General features: G+C 70.8%; 11 protein-coding genes. 4 read left to right on the top strand and 7 right to left on the bottom strand.

All coding sequences use genetic code 11. The features are described 5' to 3' along the window. Nucleotides 1-84 precede the first annotated feature (84 nt). From oxc to ACQKQD_RS03245, 6 genes are all read right to left on the bottom strand, one after another. Nucleotides 85-1,830, bottom strand: coding sequence for an oxalyl-CoA decarboxylase (gene oxc / locus ACQKQD_RS03220; RefSeq protein ID WP_427507468.1), 1,746 nt, complete (start codon nucleotides 1,828-1,830; stop codon nucleotides 85-87). A 145-nt stretch (nucleotides 1,831-1,975) separates the two neighbouring features. Further along, the gene (oxlT, locus tag ACQKQD_RS03225; RefSeq protein ID WP_056531965.1) at nucleotides 1,976-3,262 is read right to left on the bottom strand and encodes an oxalate/formate MFS antiporter; all 1,287 of its coding nucleotides are present in this window, start codon (nucleotides 3,260-3,262) and stop codon (nucleotides 1,976-1,978) included. 134 nt (nucleotides 3,263-3,396) lie between these two features. Next, nucleotides 3,397-5,202, bottom strand: coding sequence for a hypothetical protein (locus ACQKQD_RS03230; RefSeq protein WP_427507761.1), 1,806 nt, complete (start codon nucleotides 5,200-5,202; stop codon nucleotides 3,397-3,399). Nucleotides 5,203-5,376: 174 nt separating this feature from the next. Continuing rightward, nucleotides 5,377-6,465 carry a branched-chain amino acid aminotransferase gene (locus tag ACQKQD_RS03235; RefSeq protein ID WP_427507469.1) on the bottom strand — a complete coding sequence of 363 codons (1,089 nt, stop codon included), beginning with the start codon at nucleotides 6,463-6,465 and terminating at the stop codon, nucleotides 5,377-5,379. Between the two features lie 115 nt (nucleotides 6,466-6,580). Continuing rightward, a complete protein-coding gene (locus ACQKQD_RS03240; protein WP_427507470.1) occupies nucleotides 6,581-8,341 on the bottom strand; it encodes an ABC transporter ATP-binding protein in 1,761 nt (586 codons plus the stop codon). A 92-nt stretch (nucleotides 8,342-8,433) separates the two neighbouring features. Then, nucleotides 8,434-8,979: a Spy/CpxP family protein refolding chaperone gene (locus ACQKQD_RS03245; protein WP_091682022.1), complete on the bottom strand. Its 546-nt coding sequence runs from the start codon at nucleotides 8,977-8,979 to the stop codon at nucleotides 8,434-8,436. A 155-nt stretch (nucleotides 8,980-9,134) separates the two neighbouring features. On the opposite strand from ACQKQD_RS03245, the gene ACQKQD_RS03250 reads away from it, so the two are divergent. From ACQKQD_RS03250 to ACQKQD_RS03265, 4 genes are all read left to right on the top strand, one after another. Beyond that, nucleotides 9,135-10,079 carry a metal ABC transporter solute-binding protein, Zn/Mn family gene (locus ACQKQD_RS03250; protein ID WP_427507471.1) on the top strand — a complete coding sequence of 315 codons (945 nt, stop codon included), beginning with the start codon at nucleotides 9,135-9,137 and terminating at the stop codon, nucleotides 10,077-10,079. A gap of 173 nt (nucleotides 10,080-10,252) precedes the next feature. After that, nucleotides 10,253-12,001 carry a heparinase II/III family protein gene (locus ACQKQD_RS03255; RefSeq protein WP_091925096.1) on the top strand — a complete coding sequence of 583 codons (1,749 nt, stop codon included), beginning with the start codon at nucleotides 10,253-10,255 and terminating at the stop codon, nucleotides 11,999-12,001. Nucleotides 12,002-12,085: 84 nt separating this feature from the next. Continuing rightward, nucleotides 12,086-13,684, top strand: coding sequence for a bifunctional phosphoribosylaminoimidazolecarboxamide formyltransferase/IMP cyclohydrolase (gene purH, locus ACQKQD_RS03260; protein ID WP_091980118.1), 1,599 nt, complete (start codon nucleotides 12,086-12,088; stop codon nucleotides 13,682-13,684). Between the two features lie 397 nt (nucleotides 13,685-14,081). After that, nucleotides 14,082-14,321, top strand: coding sequence for a hypothetical protein (locus ACQKQD_RS03265; protein ID WP_020092886.1), 240 nt, complete (start codon nucleotides 14,082-14,084; stop codon nucleotides 14,319-14,321). Nucleotides 14,322-14,921: 600 nt separating this feature from the next. On the opposite strand, the gene ACQKQD_RS03270 is transcribed toward ACQKQD_RS03265, so the two are convergent. Beyond that, complete coding sequence (locus tag ACQKQD_RS03270) at nucleotides 14,922-16,556, bottom strand: MFS transporter (RefSeq protein ID WP_020092885.1); 1,635 nt, start codon at nucleotides 16,554-16,556, stop codon at nucleotides 14,922-14,924. Nucleotides 16,557-16,681: the final 125 nt, after the last annotated feature.

Consider the following 16,681-nt stretch of genomic DNA (forward strand, 5'->3'; position numbering starts at 1 on the left):
TTCTCGTCAAGGCAAAGAGCCGGGCTCGACACGCGAGCCCGGCTTCGATGGTGTGGGATCAGAGATCTCGCGAGGGTCTCGCCCTCACTTCTTCTTCCTGATCCCGCTCTGCGGGTTGAGGCTGCCGATGTTGCCGCTCTCGCTGCCGGCCGCCGGGTCGATGACGGCGTTGACGAGGGCCGGGCGGCCCGAGTTCATCGCCTCGTTGACCGCGCGGGTCAGCTCGTCCGGCGTGGTGACGTGGTAGCCGACGCCGCCGAAGGCCTCCATCATCTTGTCGTAGCGGGAATCCGGCACGAACACGGTGGTGGCCGGGTCGCGGCCGGTCGGATCGGTGTCGGTACCGCGGTAGATGCCGTTGTTGTTGAACACCACGATGCAGACCGGCAGGCCGTACCGGCAGATCGTCTCGACCTCCATGCCGGAGAAGCCGAAGGCGCTGTCACCCTCGACGCAGAGCACCGGCTTGCCGGTCTCGACGGCGGCCGCGACGGCGAAGCCCATGCCGATGCCCATGATGCCCCAGGTCCCGACGTCCAGGCGCTTGCGCGGCTGGTACATGTCGATGATGCCGCGGGCGAGGTCGAGGGTGTTGGCGCCCTCGTTGACGAGGATCGCGTCCGGCCGCTCCTTGACGATGGTGCGCAGCGCGCCGAGCGCGGCGTGGAAGTTCATGGGCGAGGCGTTGCTCATGAGCTTCGGCGCCATCTTGGCGACGTTCGCCTCGCGCTTCGACCTGAGCGTCTCGATCCAGTCGGACGGAGGCTGCTGCCAGCCCTGGCCCATGCCGTCGAGCAGCGCCTGCACGCAGGAGGCGATGTCGCCGACGACGGGCGCCACGATCTCGACGTTCGAGTCCATCTCGCGGGGCTCGATGTCGATCTGGATGAACTTGGTCGAGCCCGGCTCGCCCCAGCTCTTGCCCTTGCCGTGCGACAGCAGCCAGTTCAGCCGGGCGCCGACCAGCAGCACCACGTCCGAGTCCTTCAGCGCCGTCGAGCGCGCCGCGCCGGCCGAGAGCGGGTGGGTGTCGGGCAGGAGGCCCTTGGCCATGCTCATCGGCACGTAGGGGATGCCGCTGGTCTCCACGAGGGCGCGGATGGCGTCATCGGCCTGGGCGTAGGCGGCGCCCTTGCCGAGCACGATCAGCGGCCGCTTGGCGGATTTCAGGACCTCGAGCGCCCGGGCGATCGCCTCGGGGGCGGGGTGCTGGGCAGGCGCCGGATCGATCACCTTGACCAGAGACTTCTGGCCAGCCTCGGCGTCCATCACCTGGGAGAAGAGCTTGGCGGGCAGGTCGAGGTAGACGCCGCCCGGCCGGCCCGAGCAGGCCGCGCGGATGGCGCGGGCGACGCCGATGCCGATATCGGCGGCGTGCAGCACCCGGAAGGCCGCCTTGCACAGGGGCTTGGCGATGGCGAGCTGGTCCATCTCCTCGTAGTCGCCCTGCTGCAGGTCGACGATCTCGCGCTCGGAGGAGCCCGAGATCAGGATCATCGGGAAGCAGTTGGTGGTGGCGTTGGCGAGGGCGGTCAGGCCGTTGAGGAAGCCCGGCGCCGAGACGGTGAGGCAGATGCCCGGCTTCTGGGTGAGGAAGCCCGCGATCGCCGCGGCGTTGCCGGCGTGCTGCTCGTGGCGGAACGAGATGACCCGCATCCCCTCGGCCTGGGCCATGCGCCCGAGATCGGTGATCGGGATGCCCGGGACACCGTAGATGGTGTCGATGCCGTTGAGCTTGAGCGCGTCGATGACGAGGTGGAAGCCGTCGGTCAGATCGGGCTCGGCCTCGACCTCGGGGGCGGTGTGGACGATCTTGGCGACTGCGGTCATCACGGTTTCTCCCGGAAGATCGGTTTGGACGGGCGGCGCTCGGCGCCGGCTGGCTGGAGGATCCCCCGCACTCCCGAGGAGGGGGAGGGTGGGAGATCCGCGAAGGTCGGGCGTCGCTTGCGCGACGTCGTGGGGCGGGGGCCTATCAGGCCGCCCGGATCGGCTGGGCGCTGAGCGCCGCGGGCTGGTCCTCCGAGGCGAGGTAGCGGGCCCGCATCGGGCGCAGGACGAACATCGCCAGCGCCGCCGCCGTCACGTTGAGGACGATGATCAGCGTGAACACCGCCGACCAGCCGTAGGCCGCCGACAGGATGCTGGCGAAGGGGACGAGGAAGGCCGCGGTGCCCTTGGCAGTGTAGAGCAGGCCGGCGTTGCTGGCGGCGTACTTGGAGCCGAACGTGTCGCCGCAGGTCGCCGGGAACAGCGAGTAGATCTCGCCGAAGACCCCGAAATACACCGCGGTGGCCAGGACGAAGACCATCGGGACGTGACCGTAGGTCAGCAGCACGATCACCGCCAGCGCCGCCGTCGAGAAGGCGATGAACATCGTGTTCTCGCGGCCGATGTTGTCGGAGACGTAGCCGAAGAACGGCCGGCCGAACCCGTCGAAGACCCGGTCGAGCGAGATCGCCAGCGTCAGCGCCGCCATCTGGAGGCCGAACAGGCTCACCGGCACGCCGGCCACCTGGAAGTCGTGGGCGATCGGGGCGATCTGCGCCGCCGCCATCAGGCCGCCGGAAGCGACCATCACGAACATCACGTACATCACCCAGAAGACCGGGGTGCGCACCGCCTCGCGGGGGCTGCGGTCGACCTTAGTCTGCGGCAGGCGGGTCTTCTTGCGCTGGACCGGCGTGTTGGTCGACGGCTTGCGCAGCAGGAAGGCGAGGGCCAGCACCACGGCGCCCTGGCCGATGCCGAAGTACAGGAACGCGTCCTGGTAGCCGCTCGACGCGATCATGCGGGCGATCGGCACCACCGTGATGGCGGCACCCGCGCCGAAGCCGGCCGCGGTGGCGCCGGCGGCGAGGCCGCGGCGATCCGGGAACCACTTGAGCGCGTTGCCCACGCAGGTGCCGTAGACCGAGCCCGCACCGATGCCGGCGACGACGGCGCCGAGATAGAGCATCGCCAGGCTGTCGGCGTAGGCGTTGATGGTCCAGGCGAGGGCGATCATCACGCCGCCGAAGGCGACGACGATCTTCGGACCGTAGCGGTCGACGAACCACGCCTCGACCGGCACCAGCCAGGTCTCCGTGGCGACGAACAGCGTGAACGCGAGCTGGATCGCCGCGCGACCCCAATGGTAGCGCTGGTCGATCGGGTCCACGAACAGGGTCCAACCGTATTGAAGGTTGGCGATCATGGCCATGCAGATCACGCCGAAGGCGAGCTGCCACCATTTCGCCGAAGGCGAATCCTGGCGTTCCATCCCTGAGCCTCTCTCTTGGGCGGCGCGGCCTTGCTCTGGCGGCGTCTCTCGTGCCCCGACGATCATGCACATCCGTTCTAGGTATGCAATATACCAGGGTGAGACGGACTGGGTGAGGTGTCAGGACGGCGATATTATTCCGTTTGCCCGGCCGGAGGAATCGGTCCCCAGGCACCGAGCGTCGGTGCCTCCGCGGGGCTCAGAATCTCGTCGAGGGCGGGGATCGAGGCCGGGTCGGCCGGGAAGCCGATGAGGGCGCAGGCGGCCTCCCAGTCGGGTCCCGACTTCACCGCCGCCAGGGTTCCCGGATCCAGCGCCGTGATCCGACCGCGGTCGAGACGCATGAAGGCCCGGCCGGTCTCGGCCTGAACGAAGCGGACGACCGTCATCCGGCGCAGGCATTCGCGCAGGAAGCTGGTGTTGGCTGAGGCCGAGAGGTCGGCGCCGTCGAACACCGCGTCGGGCCCGTGGGCGAAGATGTCGACCTTGCGGAAGCGGTCGATGTCGATCAGCCCCTTCACGTCGAGGATGTTCAGAGTTCCGTCCGCCCAGAACGCGATGGTGCGCGGGCGCTCGCCCAGCGGCACGCTGTTGTCGAGGAACTCGCAGACCACCTGCTTGTCCCGGGCGAGCGCCCAGTTGAAGAACAGGCGCGGCATGCCGGTATAGGCCTCGACGTTGTGGGCCAGCAGGTCCTCGACGGCCTTGTAGCGGCCGAACAGCTCGCCGCGCTTCCAGGCGCGCTCCACGGTGTCGGCCGGAGGCGTGACCATGAACTGCATGTAGACGCGGTCGCCGAACCGGGTGAGCAACTGGCCGCCGCCGTCCGAGCCCGCGTCGGCCTGGAAGCTGTCGAACCGGAACCGGTCGATCAGCAGGTTCGAGATCCGCCGCTCCGCCGCCTTGCGGGTGACGTAGCGGTCGAGCTTCATGTCGATGATCTCGACCTCGTAGCCGGTCAGCGTCCCGGCGTACCGCGAAGCTTCGCCCAGGCTGTCGTAGTCCAGGAGGTACTTGCGCCAGACGTCGGGGGTGATCACCGCGAAGTCCGACCACGCCATGCCCAGCCGCCTGGCGAGGCCGAGCTGGTAGGGGCGGATCGTGCTCTTTCCGGACGCCGAGGCGCCCTTCACGTTCATCACCACCGGATGATCCTGCGGCGCCAGCCGCCGGTAGCGCTGCGCCTCGACGACGGCGTCGATCCAGGGCTCGATCTGCTCGCCGACGCGCCGGCTGCCGTAGCCGTTCGAGACCAGCGTCCCCGCGATGGTCCGCAGCCGCGCGGCGTCGCGGATGACCGCATTCTGCCGCGCGATGAGGCCCGACACCACGGCGCGCAGGGCCTCGCAGGCGGCCGTCTCCAGGGCGTCGCCGGCTTCGGCGGCGCGTCGCTGCCAGCTCTCGAGATGGCGCAGGGCCCGGGTCGCGAGATCCTCGCGCGGCGCCTGGACCGTCGGCGGGCGGCGCCCGAGCAGGCGGTCGAGCCAACGCGGCTCTGGCGGCGGCTGGGGAGGTCTCTCCTCCAGGATGGCGGCGATCTCGCGGGCGAGCACCGCGTCGGCCTCGGCGCGGATCCGGTCGAGGGCGGACTCGACCTCGGCGAGGCGCGGCTCGATGCCCTCGCGCAGGATGGTCGCGACGATGGCGCGGAAGTTCACGCCGAGATCGGCGTAGACTTCCCCCACCGGCACGGAGAGATCCGACATCACCCGGATCAGGACCTCGTGGACGACGAGGCGCCCGGCCCGGAACCGGGTGAGCTGGCGGGCGGGCAGCCCGCAGAGATCGCTCAGGTCCAGGGCGTCGCGGAGCGGCGTCTCGACGTGCTCCGGCCGGTAGACGGTCACGAGGGGCAGGAAGGCGGACGGCAGATCGGACCGGACGCCCGGGTTCCAGGGGCCGATGGGCGGCTCGGGAGAGTGGACCGACGCGTCCGTCACGCGCGCGGCAGCCGTATCCGTCACCGCGCGCCCCGCTGAAGACCGCCCGAGAAGTCCGCAACGCCCGCCGCGACCTCGGGACGAGGGCGTGGATCGGGCAGACGCCTGCCCGGTCCTCGCGGCGAACCCGGCAGTCCCGACCCCGACCACACGGCCGCGGGCGGACGCCGGTTCTCAGAAGATCTTCTGGAACCAGCCGTGGGCGTCATTGGAATTGCCCCGCTGGATGTCCACCAGCAGGCTCCGCAGCCGCTGGGCCACGGGGCCGGCCTTGCCGTTCCCGATGGTGAAGCTCTCCTCCCGGCCCTTCACGGTGCCGATCGGCGTGATCACCGCGGCGGTACCGCAGGCGAAGGCCTCGGTCAGGCGGCCCGCCCGCACGTCGGCGCGCCACGCGTCGATCGTGTAGGGCTCCTCCTTCACGGTCAGGCCCGCCTCCCGCGCCAGCGTGATCACCGAGTCGCGGGTGATGCCGGGCAGGATGCTGTCCGAGAGCGGCGGCGTCACCAGCGTGCCGTCCTCGAAGACGAAGAACACGTTCATGCCGCCGAGCTCCTCGACGTAGCGGCGCTCGGCCGCGTCGAGGAACACAACCTGCTCGCAGCCCTGCGACGCCGCCTCCGACTGCGCCGCGAGGCTCGCCGCGTAGTTGCCGCCGCACTTGGCCGCGCCCGTGCCGCCCGGGGCCGCGCGGGTGAAGTGCTCCGAGACCCACACCGTCACGGTGCCGGTCGGATCCTTGAAGTAGGAGCCGACGGCCGAGGCGATCGTCACGAACAGGTATTCCGAGGCCGGCTTGACCCCGAGGAAGGCCTCGCTGGCGATCATGAACGGGCGCAGGTAGAGGCTGCCGTCCGGCGTGTCGGGGATCCAGGCGCGGTCGATTTCGACGAGCCTGCGCATCGCCTCGACGAAGGCGTCCTCCGGGAGGGGCGCCATCGCCATCCGCTCGGCGGAGCGGCGGAAGCGCAGGGCGTTGGCCTCCGGCCGGAACAGGGCCGCGCCGCCGTCCGCGGTGCGGTAGGCCTTCAGGCCCTCGAAGATCTCCTGCGCGTAGTGCAGCACCGCGGCGGCGGGATCGAGGGGGATGGCCTCGCGCGCCTGGATCCGCGCGTCGTGCCAGCCGCGGCCGGCGGTGTAGCGCGCCACCACCATGTGGTCTGTGAACACCTTGCCGAAGCCAGGATTCGCCATCAGCGCGGCCCGCTCCTCGGCGGTCCGCGGGGCCGGATGACTTTGGATCTCGAACGTCAGGTCGCTCACGGTGTGGTCCTCATCGACTGAGGCCCTTATGGCGCGCTCCGGCGCGCGAATCTACGGAGCCGGCGCATGACGGCGTCGCCGCACATGCGCGTCACTCGGCGCGTCACTCGGCGCGTCACTCGGCGGTCGCGGGCTCCGACAGCTGCAGACGGTGCAGGCGCGCGTAGGCGCCGCCGGCGGCGAGCAGGTCGTCGTGGCGCCCGGTCTCGATCACCCGGCCCGCCTCCATCACGGCGATCTGATCGGCGTCGCGCACGGTCGAGAGCCGGTGGGCGATCACCAGGGTGGTGCGGCCGCGCATCAGCCGGGTCAGCGCCTCCTGGACGAGCCGCTCCGATTCGGAATCGAGGGCCGAGGTCGCCTCGTCGAGGAGCAGGATCGGCGCGTCCTTGAGGAAGGCGCGGGCCAGCGCCACCCGCTGCCGCTCGCCGCCCGAGAGCCGGCCGCCGCCCGGGCCGACCCGGAACCCGTAGCCTTCCGGAAGGGCCGAGACGAAGGTGTGGGCCGCGGCGGCCTCGGCCGCCGCCTCGATCTCCGCGGGCGTCGCCCCGGGCCGGCCGAAGCCGATATTGGCGGCGATCGTGTCATCGAACAGCACGACCTCCTGCGAGACGACCGCCACCGCGGCGCGCAGGGAGGCCAGCGTCACGTTCCGGACATCCTGGCCGTCGATGGTCACGGCGCCGCCGGTGACGTCGTAGAGGCGCGGAACGAGGTTGAGCAGCGAGGACTTGCCCGAGCCTGAGCGCCCGACGAGCGCCGTCACCGATCCGGCCGGGACCGCGAGGTCGATGCCCTCCAGCGCCGGCGCGTCCGGCCGGTAGCGGAACCGGACGTCGGCGAAGCGGATCGCGCCGCCGGTCACCGCCAGCGGCCGGGCCTCCGGCGCCTCGCGGATCGTGGCACTCTCGTCCATGACGTCGAAGTAGCGCCGCAGCGCGGCGGCGGCCTCCTGCAGGATGGCGTTGAGGTTGCCCAGCGCCCGGGCCGGCTGGGCGGCGAGGAGCAGGGCCGCCACGTAGCCGGTGAAGTCGCCGACCGTCTTCTCGCCGGCCAGGACCCGCTGGCCGACCAGCACCAGGACGCCCGCCACCGCGATGCCGCCGCCGATCTCCAGCAGCGGGTCGAGGCGGCCGCGGGCATTGGCGGCCTTCATCTTGAGGCGCCGCACCTCGTCGAGGGCCTCCGCGGCGCGGCCCTTGAGGTAGGCCTCCATCGCGTAGGCCTTGGCGACCCGGGCCCCCTGCAGGCTCTCGGAGATCAGGCTGGCGGTGGCGCCCATCTGCTCCTGGGTCGAGGTCGAGACCCGCCGGAGCTTCCGGCCGATCCGCCCGATCGGTCCCGCCACGAACGGGACCGTGACGCCGGCCACGAGGGTCAGCACCGGATCCATCCAGATCAGCGCCGCCACGAGCCCGATCAGCATCGCGATGTCGCGGAGCAGGACCGTCGAGATGCGGGTCAGCGCCTCCTTGATGAAGGCGAAGTCGGTGGTGAAGCGCTGGGTGAGCGCCGCCGGGCTCTCGCGGCCGAGCTGGGCGAGATCCGAATCGATGAGATGCCCGTAGAGCGCCGCCTGCATGTCGGCCTCGACCCGGGTCACCACCCGGTTGGTCAGCACCGTCTGGCCGTAGAGGGCGAAGCCGCGCGTGGCCGTGACGACGATCACCACCAGCGGTCCGTACGCGAGGGCGGCGGCGTCCTTGCGGTCGAAGGCGTCGAAGGCGGCCTTGATCAGCGCCGGGTAGAGCCCGGTCGAGGCGCCGACCAGGGCGATCAGCACCAGCACCACCGCCAGGGTGGCCCGGTGCGGGTACAGCCACGTGCGCCAGAGCCGGGCGAGGAGGGGAGCCGTGTCGCCGGGAAGGCGCGCCATGAGACCTACCGGGTCGGATCAGTGCCGCCCCGGGGCAGGATGCGCGGCGGCTGCGGTTTGCCGCCGCCGCCGCCGCGGATCAAGGCTTTTGCTCAGCGGCCGTCGCCGCGCGGCCCGTGATCGTCGCCGCGATCGTCACCGCGGTCCCGGTGCCAGCCGCCCCGCATGCCGTGGCCGCCCATCGGGCCCATCGGCCGGGCGAGGATCATGGCGCGCCGCTTCTGGTCCTGGTCGAGGCTGGCGTAGAGCGGCTGGGACGCGTCGGCGAGCTTGCGCAGGGCGTCGCCCCGCGCACTCGCCGCGTCCGCCATCGCCCGCAGCGCCGCCGGGGCGTCGTCGCTGAACTTCGGCCGGTCGCGCATCGCCTCGCGGCGCTGCTGGCGCAGCTTGGCCATGTCGCGGATCGCCGTCTCCACCGGTGGCCACAGCTTCTCCTGGTCGGCGTTGAGCTTCAGGCCGGCATGCAGGGCGGCGATGCGGGCATCCGTGAAGGCCGCGCGGTCCTCGGGGGTCAGCGCGCTCCAGCGGCCGTGCCCGCGGAAGCCCTCGGGTCCGTGATCGCGCGCGACCGCCGCGCCGGCGAGCCCGAGGCCGAGCGCCCCGGTCACCAGGATGGCCGCCGTCAAAGGTCGGGACATGGAAATCTCCGTCTCACGCTCGGGACGTCGCCGCGGCCCGCGGCGGCGCCCAACGCCGCGCATAGGGCACCCGCCGTGTATCCCGCTTGTGTATGTAACAATGTTACATTAGTGGCAGGCGCGACGGGGTTGCGGCAGGTGGAGCGGTGCGGCGCGTGGCGAGAACATTCCGGATCGCGGCGCTCGCGATCCTGTCCCTGTGGTTCGGATCGGCGGGGCCGGTCTCGGCCGCACCGCAGGACCGGCCGGTGCGGGCGGTGGCGACCTTCTCGATCCTGGGCGACCTCGTCCGGCAGGTCGGCGGATCGCACGTGACGGTGGCGACGCTGGTCGGTCCGGACTCCGACGCGCACGGCCTGAGCCCGTCCCCGGCCGACGCGCGCAAGCTCGCCGAAGCCGACATCGTGTTCGTCAACGGCCTCGGGCTGGAGGGCTGGTTCGACCGGCTTATCCGGGCCTCCGGCACGCGCGCCCCCGTGGTGGTGGCCTCCGCGGGCGTGAAGCCGATCCCCGCGCAGGACGAGCACGCCCACGAGGACGGCGACCACGGACACGGACACGGCGACCACGCCGTGGACCCGCATGCCTGGCAGGACGTCGCCAACGTGCGGACCTACGTGGCGAACATCCGGGACGGCCTCGCCAAGGTCGATCCGGCCCATGCCGACGCCTACCGGGCGGCGGCGGCCGCCTACCTCGCCGAGCTCGACGCGCTGGAGCGGGACGTCCGGGCGGCGATCGCCCGCATCCCCCCGGAGCGGCGGCGGATCATCACGACCCACGACGCCTTCGGCTACTTCGCGGCGGCCTACGGCCTGCGCTTCATCGCGCCGCAGGGCGTGTCGACGGACAGCGAGGCGAGCCCGCGGGACGTGGCCGCGATCATCCGCCAGATCCGGAAGGAGCGCGTGCCGGCGGTGTTCCTCGAGAACATCAGCGACCCGCGCCAGATGCAGCAGATCGCCCGCGAAAGCGGCGCCCGCGTCGGCGGCAAGGTCTATTCCGACGCGCTCTCGGCGCCGGACGGCCCAGCCGCGACGTATCTCGACCTGATGCGGTCGAACCTGAAGGCGTTCGACGCCGCGCTGATGCCGAGCTAGCCCGCCGGGAGGGCGCGCCGCCGCGATCCTTCGCCTTCACGGCGTCGGACATGACATAGCGTAAACCGCCGGTTAAGAGGCCCCCACTAGCCTTACGAAACGGGTGCCAGCCGATCCTCGTGCGCGAGGGCTCAAGGCCTTGGGGCCTTCAGAACGCGTAGCTCGGAGATCGCGTGGCTTGGGGGCCTGACCGCTGGCGCTTCTATCGGCTCGTCGCGCGCGAGACCGCGCGCGCGGTCCGCGCCGCCGGCGCCAGCGTCACAGCCCCGCCCGACATCCTCGCCCGGATGCGGGTCGCCGGCCTGGTGATCGCGCCGCAGGACCTGCGCACCTCCGACGCGACCTTCGCGGACGACATCTATGCCGGGTTGTTCGTCTTCGCCGGCCGATCGCTCGCGGCGAGCGGCGGCTCGCCCTTCGACTACGCGGCACCGTCGCCGGAATGGGCCGACGAGCTCTACGGCTTCGGCTGGCTGCGCCACCTGCGCGCCGCCGACACCGCGCTGGCCCGCGCCAATGCCCGCGCCTTCGTGGCCGATTTCATCGCCGGCCGCGGCGACGCGGCGCTCGCCCGCCAGACGCCGGTGGCGGCGCGCCGGCTGATCTCGTTCCTGTGCCAGTCGCCCCTCGTTCTGGAGGGGGCCGACCACGGCTTCTACCAGAACTTCCTAAAGGCGATCGGCCGCAACGCCCAGCAGCTCGAGCGCGACCTCCGGCGCGGTGTGCCGCCGCAATGGCGCCTGAACGCCGCGGTGGCGCTCTGCTACGCCGGCCTGTGCTGCGACGGCATCCAGCCGATCCTGCGCCGGGCGACCCGCATCCTGACGCGGGAGCTCGACCGGCAGATCCTGACCGACGGCGGCCACCGCTCCCGCGACCCGCGCTACGCCATGGAGCTGCTTCTCGACCTCCTGCCGCTGCGGCAGAGCTACCTGAGCCGCAGCGTCGAGCCGCCGCTGGCGCTCCTGCGCGCGGTCGACCGGATGCTGCCGCTGCTGCGACTGCTCCGCCACCCGGATGCCTCGCTGAGCCACTTCAACGGCATGGGCGCCACGGACGCGGACCATCTCGCGACCCTGCTGGTCTACGACGGCGCGCTCGCCCGCCCGCTGATGCACGCGCCGAACTCGGGCTACGAGCGCCTGGAGGGTGGCCGGGTGGTGATCGTCGCCGATGTCGGTGCCAGCCCGCCGCTGCCCTACGCGGTGAATGCCGGTGCGGGCTGCCTCGCCTTCGAGATGTCGAGCGGGCCGCAGCGCATCGTGGTCAATTGCGGCCTGCCGGCCAGCGGCGCGGATCTGCGCCTCCTCGCCCGCTCGACGCCGGCCCATTCGACGGCCTCGGTGGCCCACGCCTCATCCTGCCGGTTCCTCACCCGCACCGGGTGGTGGGGCGAGCGGCTGCTGGCGGACTGGCTGATCGGCCGGCGCGGGCCCGTGGTCCTGAGCGGTCCGTCGGCGGTGGCGGCCGAGCGGGCCGAGGAGGCCGACAGCGTCGTCCTCGCGGCCCGGCACAACGGCTACGCCCCCGAATTCGGCATCGTGCACGAGCGCCGCTGGCAGCTCTTCCACGCGACGGCGCGCCTGGAGGGCCGCGACGCCTTCCTGCGCCAGGGCAAGGGGCTCAGCCGCGGGCGGCGGCTGCGCCCGCAGGACGTGGCGATCCGTTTCCACCTGCATCCCGGCATCGCGGTGCGCAGCGTCCCGGAGGGGCTGGAACTCGCCTCGGCGCTCGGGGAGGTCTGGGTGTTCAGCGCCGAGAACGCCGAGATCGCCATCGAGGAGAGCGTCTACTTCTCGGGCCTGACCGGACCGCGCCGGACCGACCAGATCGTCCTTCATCTGCGGGTATCCGACGATGTGGAAGTCCGGTGGAGCTTCGAGCGTCGGGCCTCCGCGCCCCTGCGCGGCGTGGCGCCCTGACGGGTCTCCGGACAGGGCCGGCTGGCCGGGCTCACCGTTTCCATGCTACCGCGCCGGAAAATCTCGAACTTTCGGCACGAAGCTATGGCGCACGATCAGGTGCGGGTCTCCCGCGCGCTCCTCTCGGTCTCGGACAAGACCGGCCTCGTCGACTTCGCCCGGGCGCTCCACGCCCGCGGCATCGCGCTGGTCTCGACCGGGGGCACCCACCGGACCCTGCAGGAGGCCGGCCTGCCGGTCACCGAGGTCGCCGACCTGACGGGGTTCCCGGAGATGATGGACGGCCGGGTCAAGACGCTGCACCCGGCGGTCCACGGCGGCCTGCTCGCCATCCGCGACAACCCGGAGCACCAGGCCGCGCTCGCCGCCCACGGCATCGGCGCCATCGATCTCCTCGTGGTCAACCTCTACCCGTTCGAGGCGACCATCGCGGCCGACCGGTCCGACGCCGACTGCATCGAGAACATCGATATCGGCGGCCCGGCGATGATCCGCGCGGCGGCCAAGAACCACGCGGACGTCGCCGTCGTCACCGACGTGTCGGACTATGCCGGCGTCCTCGCCGCCCTCGAGGCGCAGGACGGCGCACTCGGCGCGGATCTGCGCCGGAGCTTGGCGCAGAAGGCCTTCGCCCGCACCGCCTCCTACGATGCCGCCATCGCCAACTGGATGGCGGGCCGCTTCGGCGCCGAGGCGCCGGCCCGCTTCCGGGCCTTCGGCGGTTCCCTTGGCCAGGAACTGCGCTACGGCGAGAACCCCCACCAGTCGGCCGCCTTCTACCGCGCCCCCGGTAAGGTCCGGGCGGGCGTGGCCACCGCCCGCCAGCTCCAGGGCAAGGAGCTGTCCTACAACAACTTCAACGACACGGACGCCGCCTACGAGTGCGTGGCCGAGTTCGACCCGGCCCGGACCGCCGCCGTGGCCATCATCAAGCACGCCAACCCCTGTGGCGTCGCCGAGGGGGCGAGCCTGCTCGAGGCCTACGAGCGGGCCCTGAGCTGCGACCCGACCTCCGCGTTCGGCGGCATCGTCGCCCTGAACCGGACCCTCGACGCCGAGGCGGCCCGCCGGATCGTCGAGATCTTCACGGAGGTGATCATCGCCCCCGACGCCACGCCCGAGGCGGCGGCCATCGTGGCCGGCAAGAAGAACCTGCGCCTGCTGCTGGCCGGCGGCGTGCCCGACCCGCGGGCCGGCGGGGAGACCGTGCGGACCCTCGCGGGCGGGCTGCTGGTTCAGAGCCGGGACGCGGCGGTCGTCGACGACATGCCGCTCACGGTCGTGACCAGGCGCGCGCCGACCGAGGCCGAGCTGGCCGATCTCCGGTTCGCCTACCGGGTGGCCAAGCACGTGAAGTCGAACGCCATCGTGTACGCGAAGGCCGGCGCCACGGTCGGCATCGGCGCGGGCCAGATGTCCCGGGTCGATTCCTCGCGCATCGCCGCCTGGAAGGCCGCCGAGGGGGCGAAGCGTCTCGGGCTGGCCGAGAGCCTCGCTGTCGGCTCGGTGGTGGCGTCGGACGCGTTCTTCCCGTTCGCGGACGGCCTCATGGCGGCCGCCGAGGCGGGCGCCACCGCGGTGATCCAGCCCGGCGGCTCGATGCGCGACGCGGACGTGGTCGCGGCGGCCGACGAGGCCGGTCTCGCCATGGTCCTGACGGGGCACCGCCACTTCCGGCACTGAGCCGGCGGGCCGTCTCCCGCCCTCCGGGACGGCGCGCCACCTCGGGGGCGGCCGCACCGGTCCGGACGCCCCGGAACGCCCGCGGTCGCGTCGCCGCGCCGCGTTAACGATACGCCGCGATCGGATCGGCCGGGTCGATTGTTTGCCGAGCGGGCGCTTCCGCCCAGCATTGCCGTGAACAGACGCGTTGCTCGACCAAGCTCGGCAATGAATGGTCGGCGTCCGGGAAAACTATCTTTGGTGCAACATTACGGGTGTAATATTCCAAACTTGTCGAATAGGCGCGGTGTCTGCGCCGCGGGTTGAAATTTTCTCGGCCGCACGCCATCATCGCGGGGAAATGCGCCGGAAGCTCGCGTGGAGAACTTCCTGGAACAGCTCCGGGTCGAGTGACGAGATGGTGGTCGCAGCGCTGTTGTTTCTCGTGGGATGGCTTCTCGGCCGATCCTACTCGGTGATCATCCTTGCCCTGACCTCGTCGGTGATCCTGTTCACCGCCACGACGATCTTCGTGTCGGTCTACGGGATCGACCTGCTGCGCGTCCTGATCGTGTTGGGATATCTCACCGCGCATCAGGCCGGGTATCTCCTCGGCGCCTATCTCACCGGGTACCCCGAGAGCGATCGGGGGCGGTGAGGCGCATCACCACCACCAGACCAGCCGTCCGGCGTACCCGTTGATCAGGATCCAGAGCCCAGCGGCGACGAGGGACCAGGTAATCACAAGGAGAAGCGGTGGCTTCGTGCCGGGCTGACTGCGCAGAAGTGTCAGGACGGTATTCACGTTCGATATCCCAGGGGCCCGGTGCGGAGGGAAAGCCGATACGGGCTCGTACCGCATCGGGTTCCACCGGGCCGATTGTCGGCAGGTTAAATCTTGTCCAGGCTCGGGTGACGGGCGCGCCCTCGATGAGCTCAGGGTCGCCGGTAAGATTACTTGCAGTTGCAATAAGTCGCCTCTCGCAACATCAAAATTTTGAACCAGGACAATTGACGCTCCGGATCCGGTCGGTGGAGGCCTGTTTCCGCCGGGCCTCGATACTTGACACATCCGTATAGGATCAGACGAAACGCAATCCGTGAGGAACCGCACGGGTCGCTATTTCGCCGCCGCGTTGCAGGCTCGACACAAGGGGGACGGCCGCGTCGTGCCGTACGAACGAGAACGCCCAGGCAGCGTGAGCTGCCTGGGCGTCTTTGACACGCGCCGGACCTCGGTCCGGCCGGCTCGCGCCGATCAGGTGTCGGCGAAGATGTCGCGATCCTTGGTCTCCGGCACGAAGAACACGCCGATGATCACTGTCGCGACCGCGATGACGATCGGGTACCAGAGGCCGAAATAGATGTCGCCGGTCTGGGCCACCATGGCGAAGGCGGTCGCCGGCAGGAGGCCGCCGAACCAGCCGTTGCCGATATGGTAGGGCAGCGACATCGAGGTGTAGCGGATCCGGGTCGGGAACAGCTCCACCAGCATGGCGGCGATCGGGCCGTAGACCATCGTGACGAAGAGCACGAGGATGAACAGCAGGCCGATCACCTGCGCGACCTGCGGCCGGAAGATGTCGAACGGGTTCGACATCTTGACGATCTCGGGGTCGCCGGCCTTCGGGTAGCCCGCGGCCTGCAGCGCGGCGGTCGTGGCCTTGTTGGCCTCGACGTTGCCGCCCTGCGGGTACGGGATCTCGGTGTCGTTGACCCGGATCGTGGTGGGCTGGCCGGCCGCGCCGGGGGCGGTCGAGTAGCGGACCGACGACTTCGACAGGAAGTCGCGGGCGAGGTCGCAGGGCTGGGTGAACACCCGGGTCCCGACCGGGTTGAACAGGGTTCCGCAGGCGGCCGGATCGGCCGTCACCGTCACCTTCACGTTCTCGATCGCGGCCTCGAGCTTCGGGTTGGCCGTCGAGGTGATCCCCTTGAAGATCGGGAAGAACGTCGCCGCCGCGATCGCGCAGCCCGCCAGGATGATGACCTTGCGGCCGATCTTGTCGGACAGCCAGCCGAAGACCACGAAGAAGCCGGTGCCGAAGAGCAGCGACCACGCGATCAGCAGGTTGGCCGTGTAGCCGTCGACCTTCAGGATCGATTGCAGGAAGAACAGCGCGTAGAACTGGCCCGTGTACCAGACCACGCCCTGGCCGGCGACGAGGCCGAACAGGGCGATGATCGCGAACTTCGCGTTCCGCCACTGGCCGAACGCCTCGGTGAGCGGCGCCTTGGAGGTCTTGCCCTCCTCCTTCATTTTCTGGAAGGCCGGCGATTCGGAGAGCTGGAGGCGGATCCAGACCGAGATGCCGAGCAGCAGCACCGAGACCAGGAACGGGATGCGCCAGCCCCACTCGGCGAAGGCGGCCTCGCCGGTGATGGTCCGGGTCGCCAGGATCACCATCAGCGACAGGAACAGGCCCAGGGTCGCGGTCGTCTGGATCCAGCTCGTGTAGAAGCCGCGCCGGCCGTTGGGGGCGTGCTCGGCCACGTAGGTCGCCGCGCCGCCGTACTCGCCACCGAGCGCGAGGCCCTGGGCGAGGCGCAGGACGATCAGGATGATCGGGGCCGCGATGCCGATGGTCGCCGCGTTGGGCAGGATGCCGACGATGAAGGTCGACAGACCCATGATCAGGATCGTGACGAGGAAGGTGTACTTGCGGCCGACGAGGTCGCCGACGCGGCCGAACACGAGGGCGCCGAACGGGCGGACGATGAAGCCGGCCGCGAAGGCCAGCAGGGCGAAGATGTCGCGCGTGGCCGGTGGGTAGGCCGAGAAGAATTGCGCGCCGATGATCGCCGCCAGAGAGCCGTAGAGATAGAAATCGTACCACTCGAACACGGTGCCAAGCGAGGACGCGAAGATCACCCGCTTCTCGGCCGACGTCATCGGCCTCGCGGCGTCCCCTGTCCGCGCACTCGCGGTTGCCACAGCCATGAAACAGGTCCTCCCAGACGCATTCGGGCGGCCCGCGACACGGATCGCCCCCTTACCGGCCCGATTCCCGGACGGTT

The sequence above is a fragment of the Methylobacterium sp. NPDC080182 genome (assembly GCF_050281105.1).
Lineage (GTDB): Bacteria > Pseudomonadota > Alphaproteobacteria > Rhizobiales > Beijerinckiaceae > Methylobacterium.

Excerpts from the sequence above, each read along its gene's own strand:
- oxc (WP_427507468.1), bottom strand. The coding sequence starts at position 1,830 with ATGACCGCAGTCGCCAAGATCGTCCACACCGCCCCCGAGGTCGAGGCC.
- ACQKQD_RS03270 (WP_020092885.1), bottom strand. The coding sequence starts at position 16,556 with ATGACGTCGGCCGAGAAGCGGGTGATCTTCGCGTCCTCGCTTGGCACC.
- ACQKQD_RS03265 (WP_020092886.1), top strand. The coding sequence starts at position 14,082 with ATGGTGGTCGCAGCGCTGTTGTTTCTCGTGGGATGGCTTCTCGGCCGA.
- purH (WP_091980118.1), top strand. The coding sequence starts at position 12,086 with ATGGCGCACGATCAGGTGCGGGTCTCCCGCGCGCTCCTCTCGGTCTCG.
- oxlT (WP_056531965.1), bottom strand. The coding sequence starts at position 3,262 with ATGGAACGCCAGGATTCGCCTTCGGCGAAATGGTGGCAGCTCGCCTTC.
- ACQKQD_RS03240 (WP_427507470.1), bottom strand. The coding sequence starts at position 8,341 with ATGGCGCGCCTTCCCGGCGACACGGCTCCCCTCCTCGCCCGGCTCTGG.
- ACQKQD_RS03245 (WP_091682022.1), bottom strand. The coding sequence starts at position 8,979 with ATGTCCCGACCTTTGACGGCGGCCATCCTGGTGACCGGGGCGCTCGGC.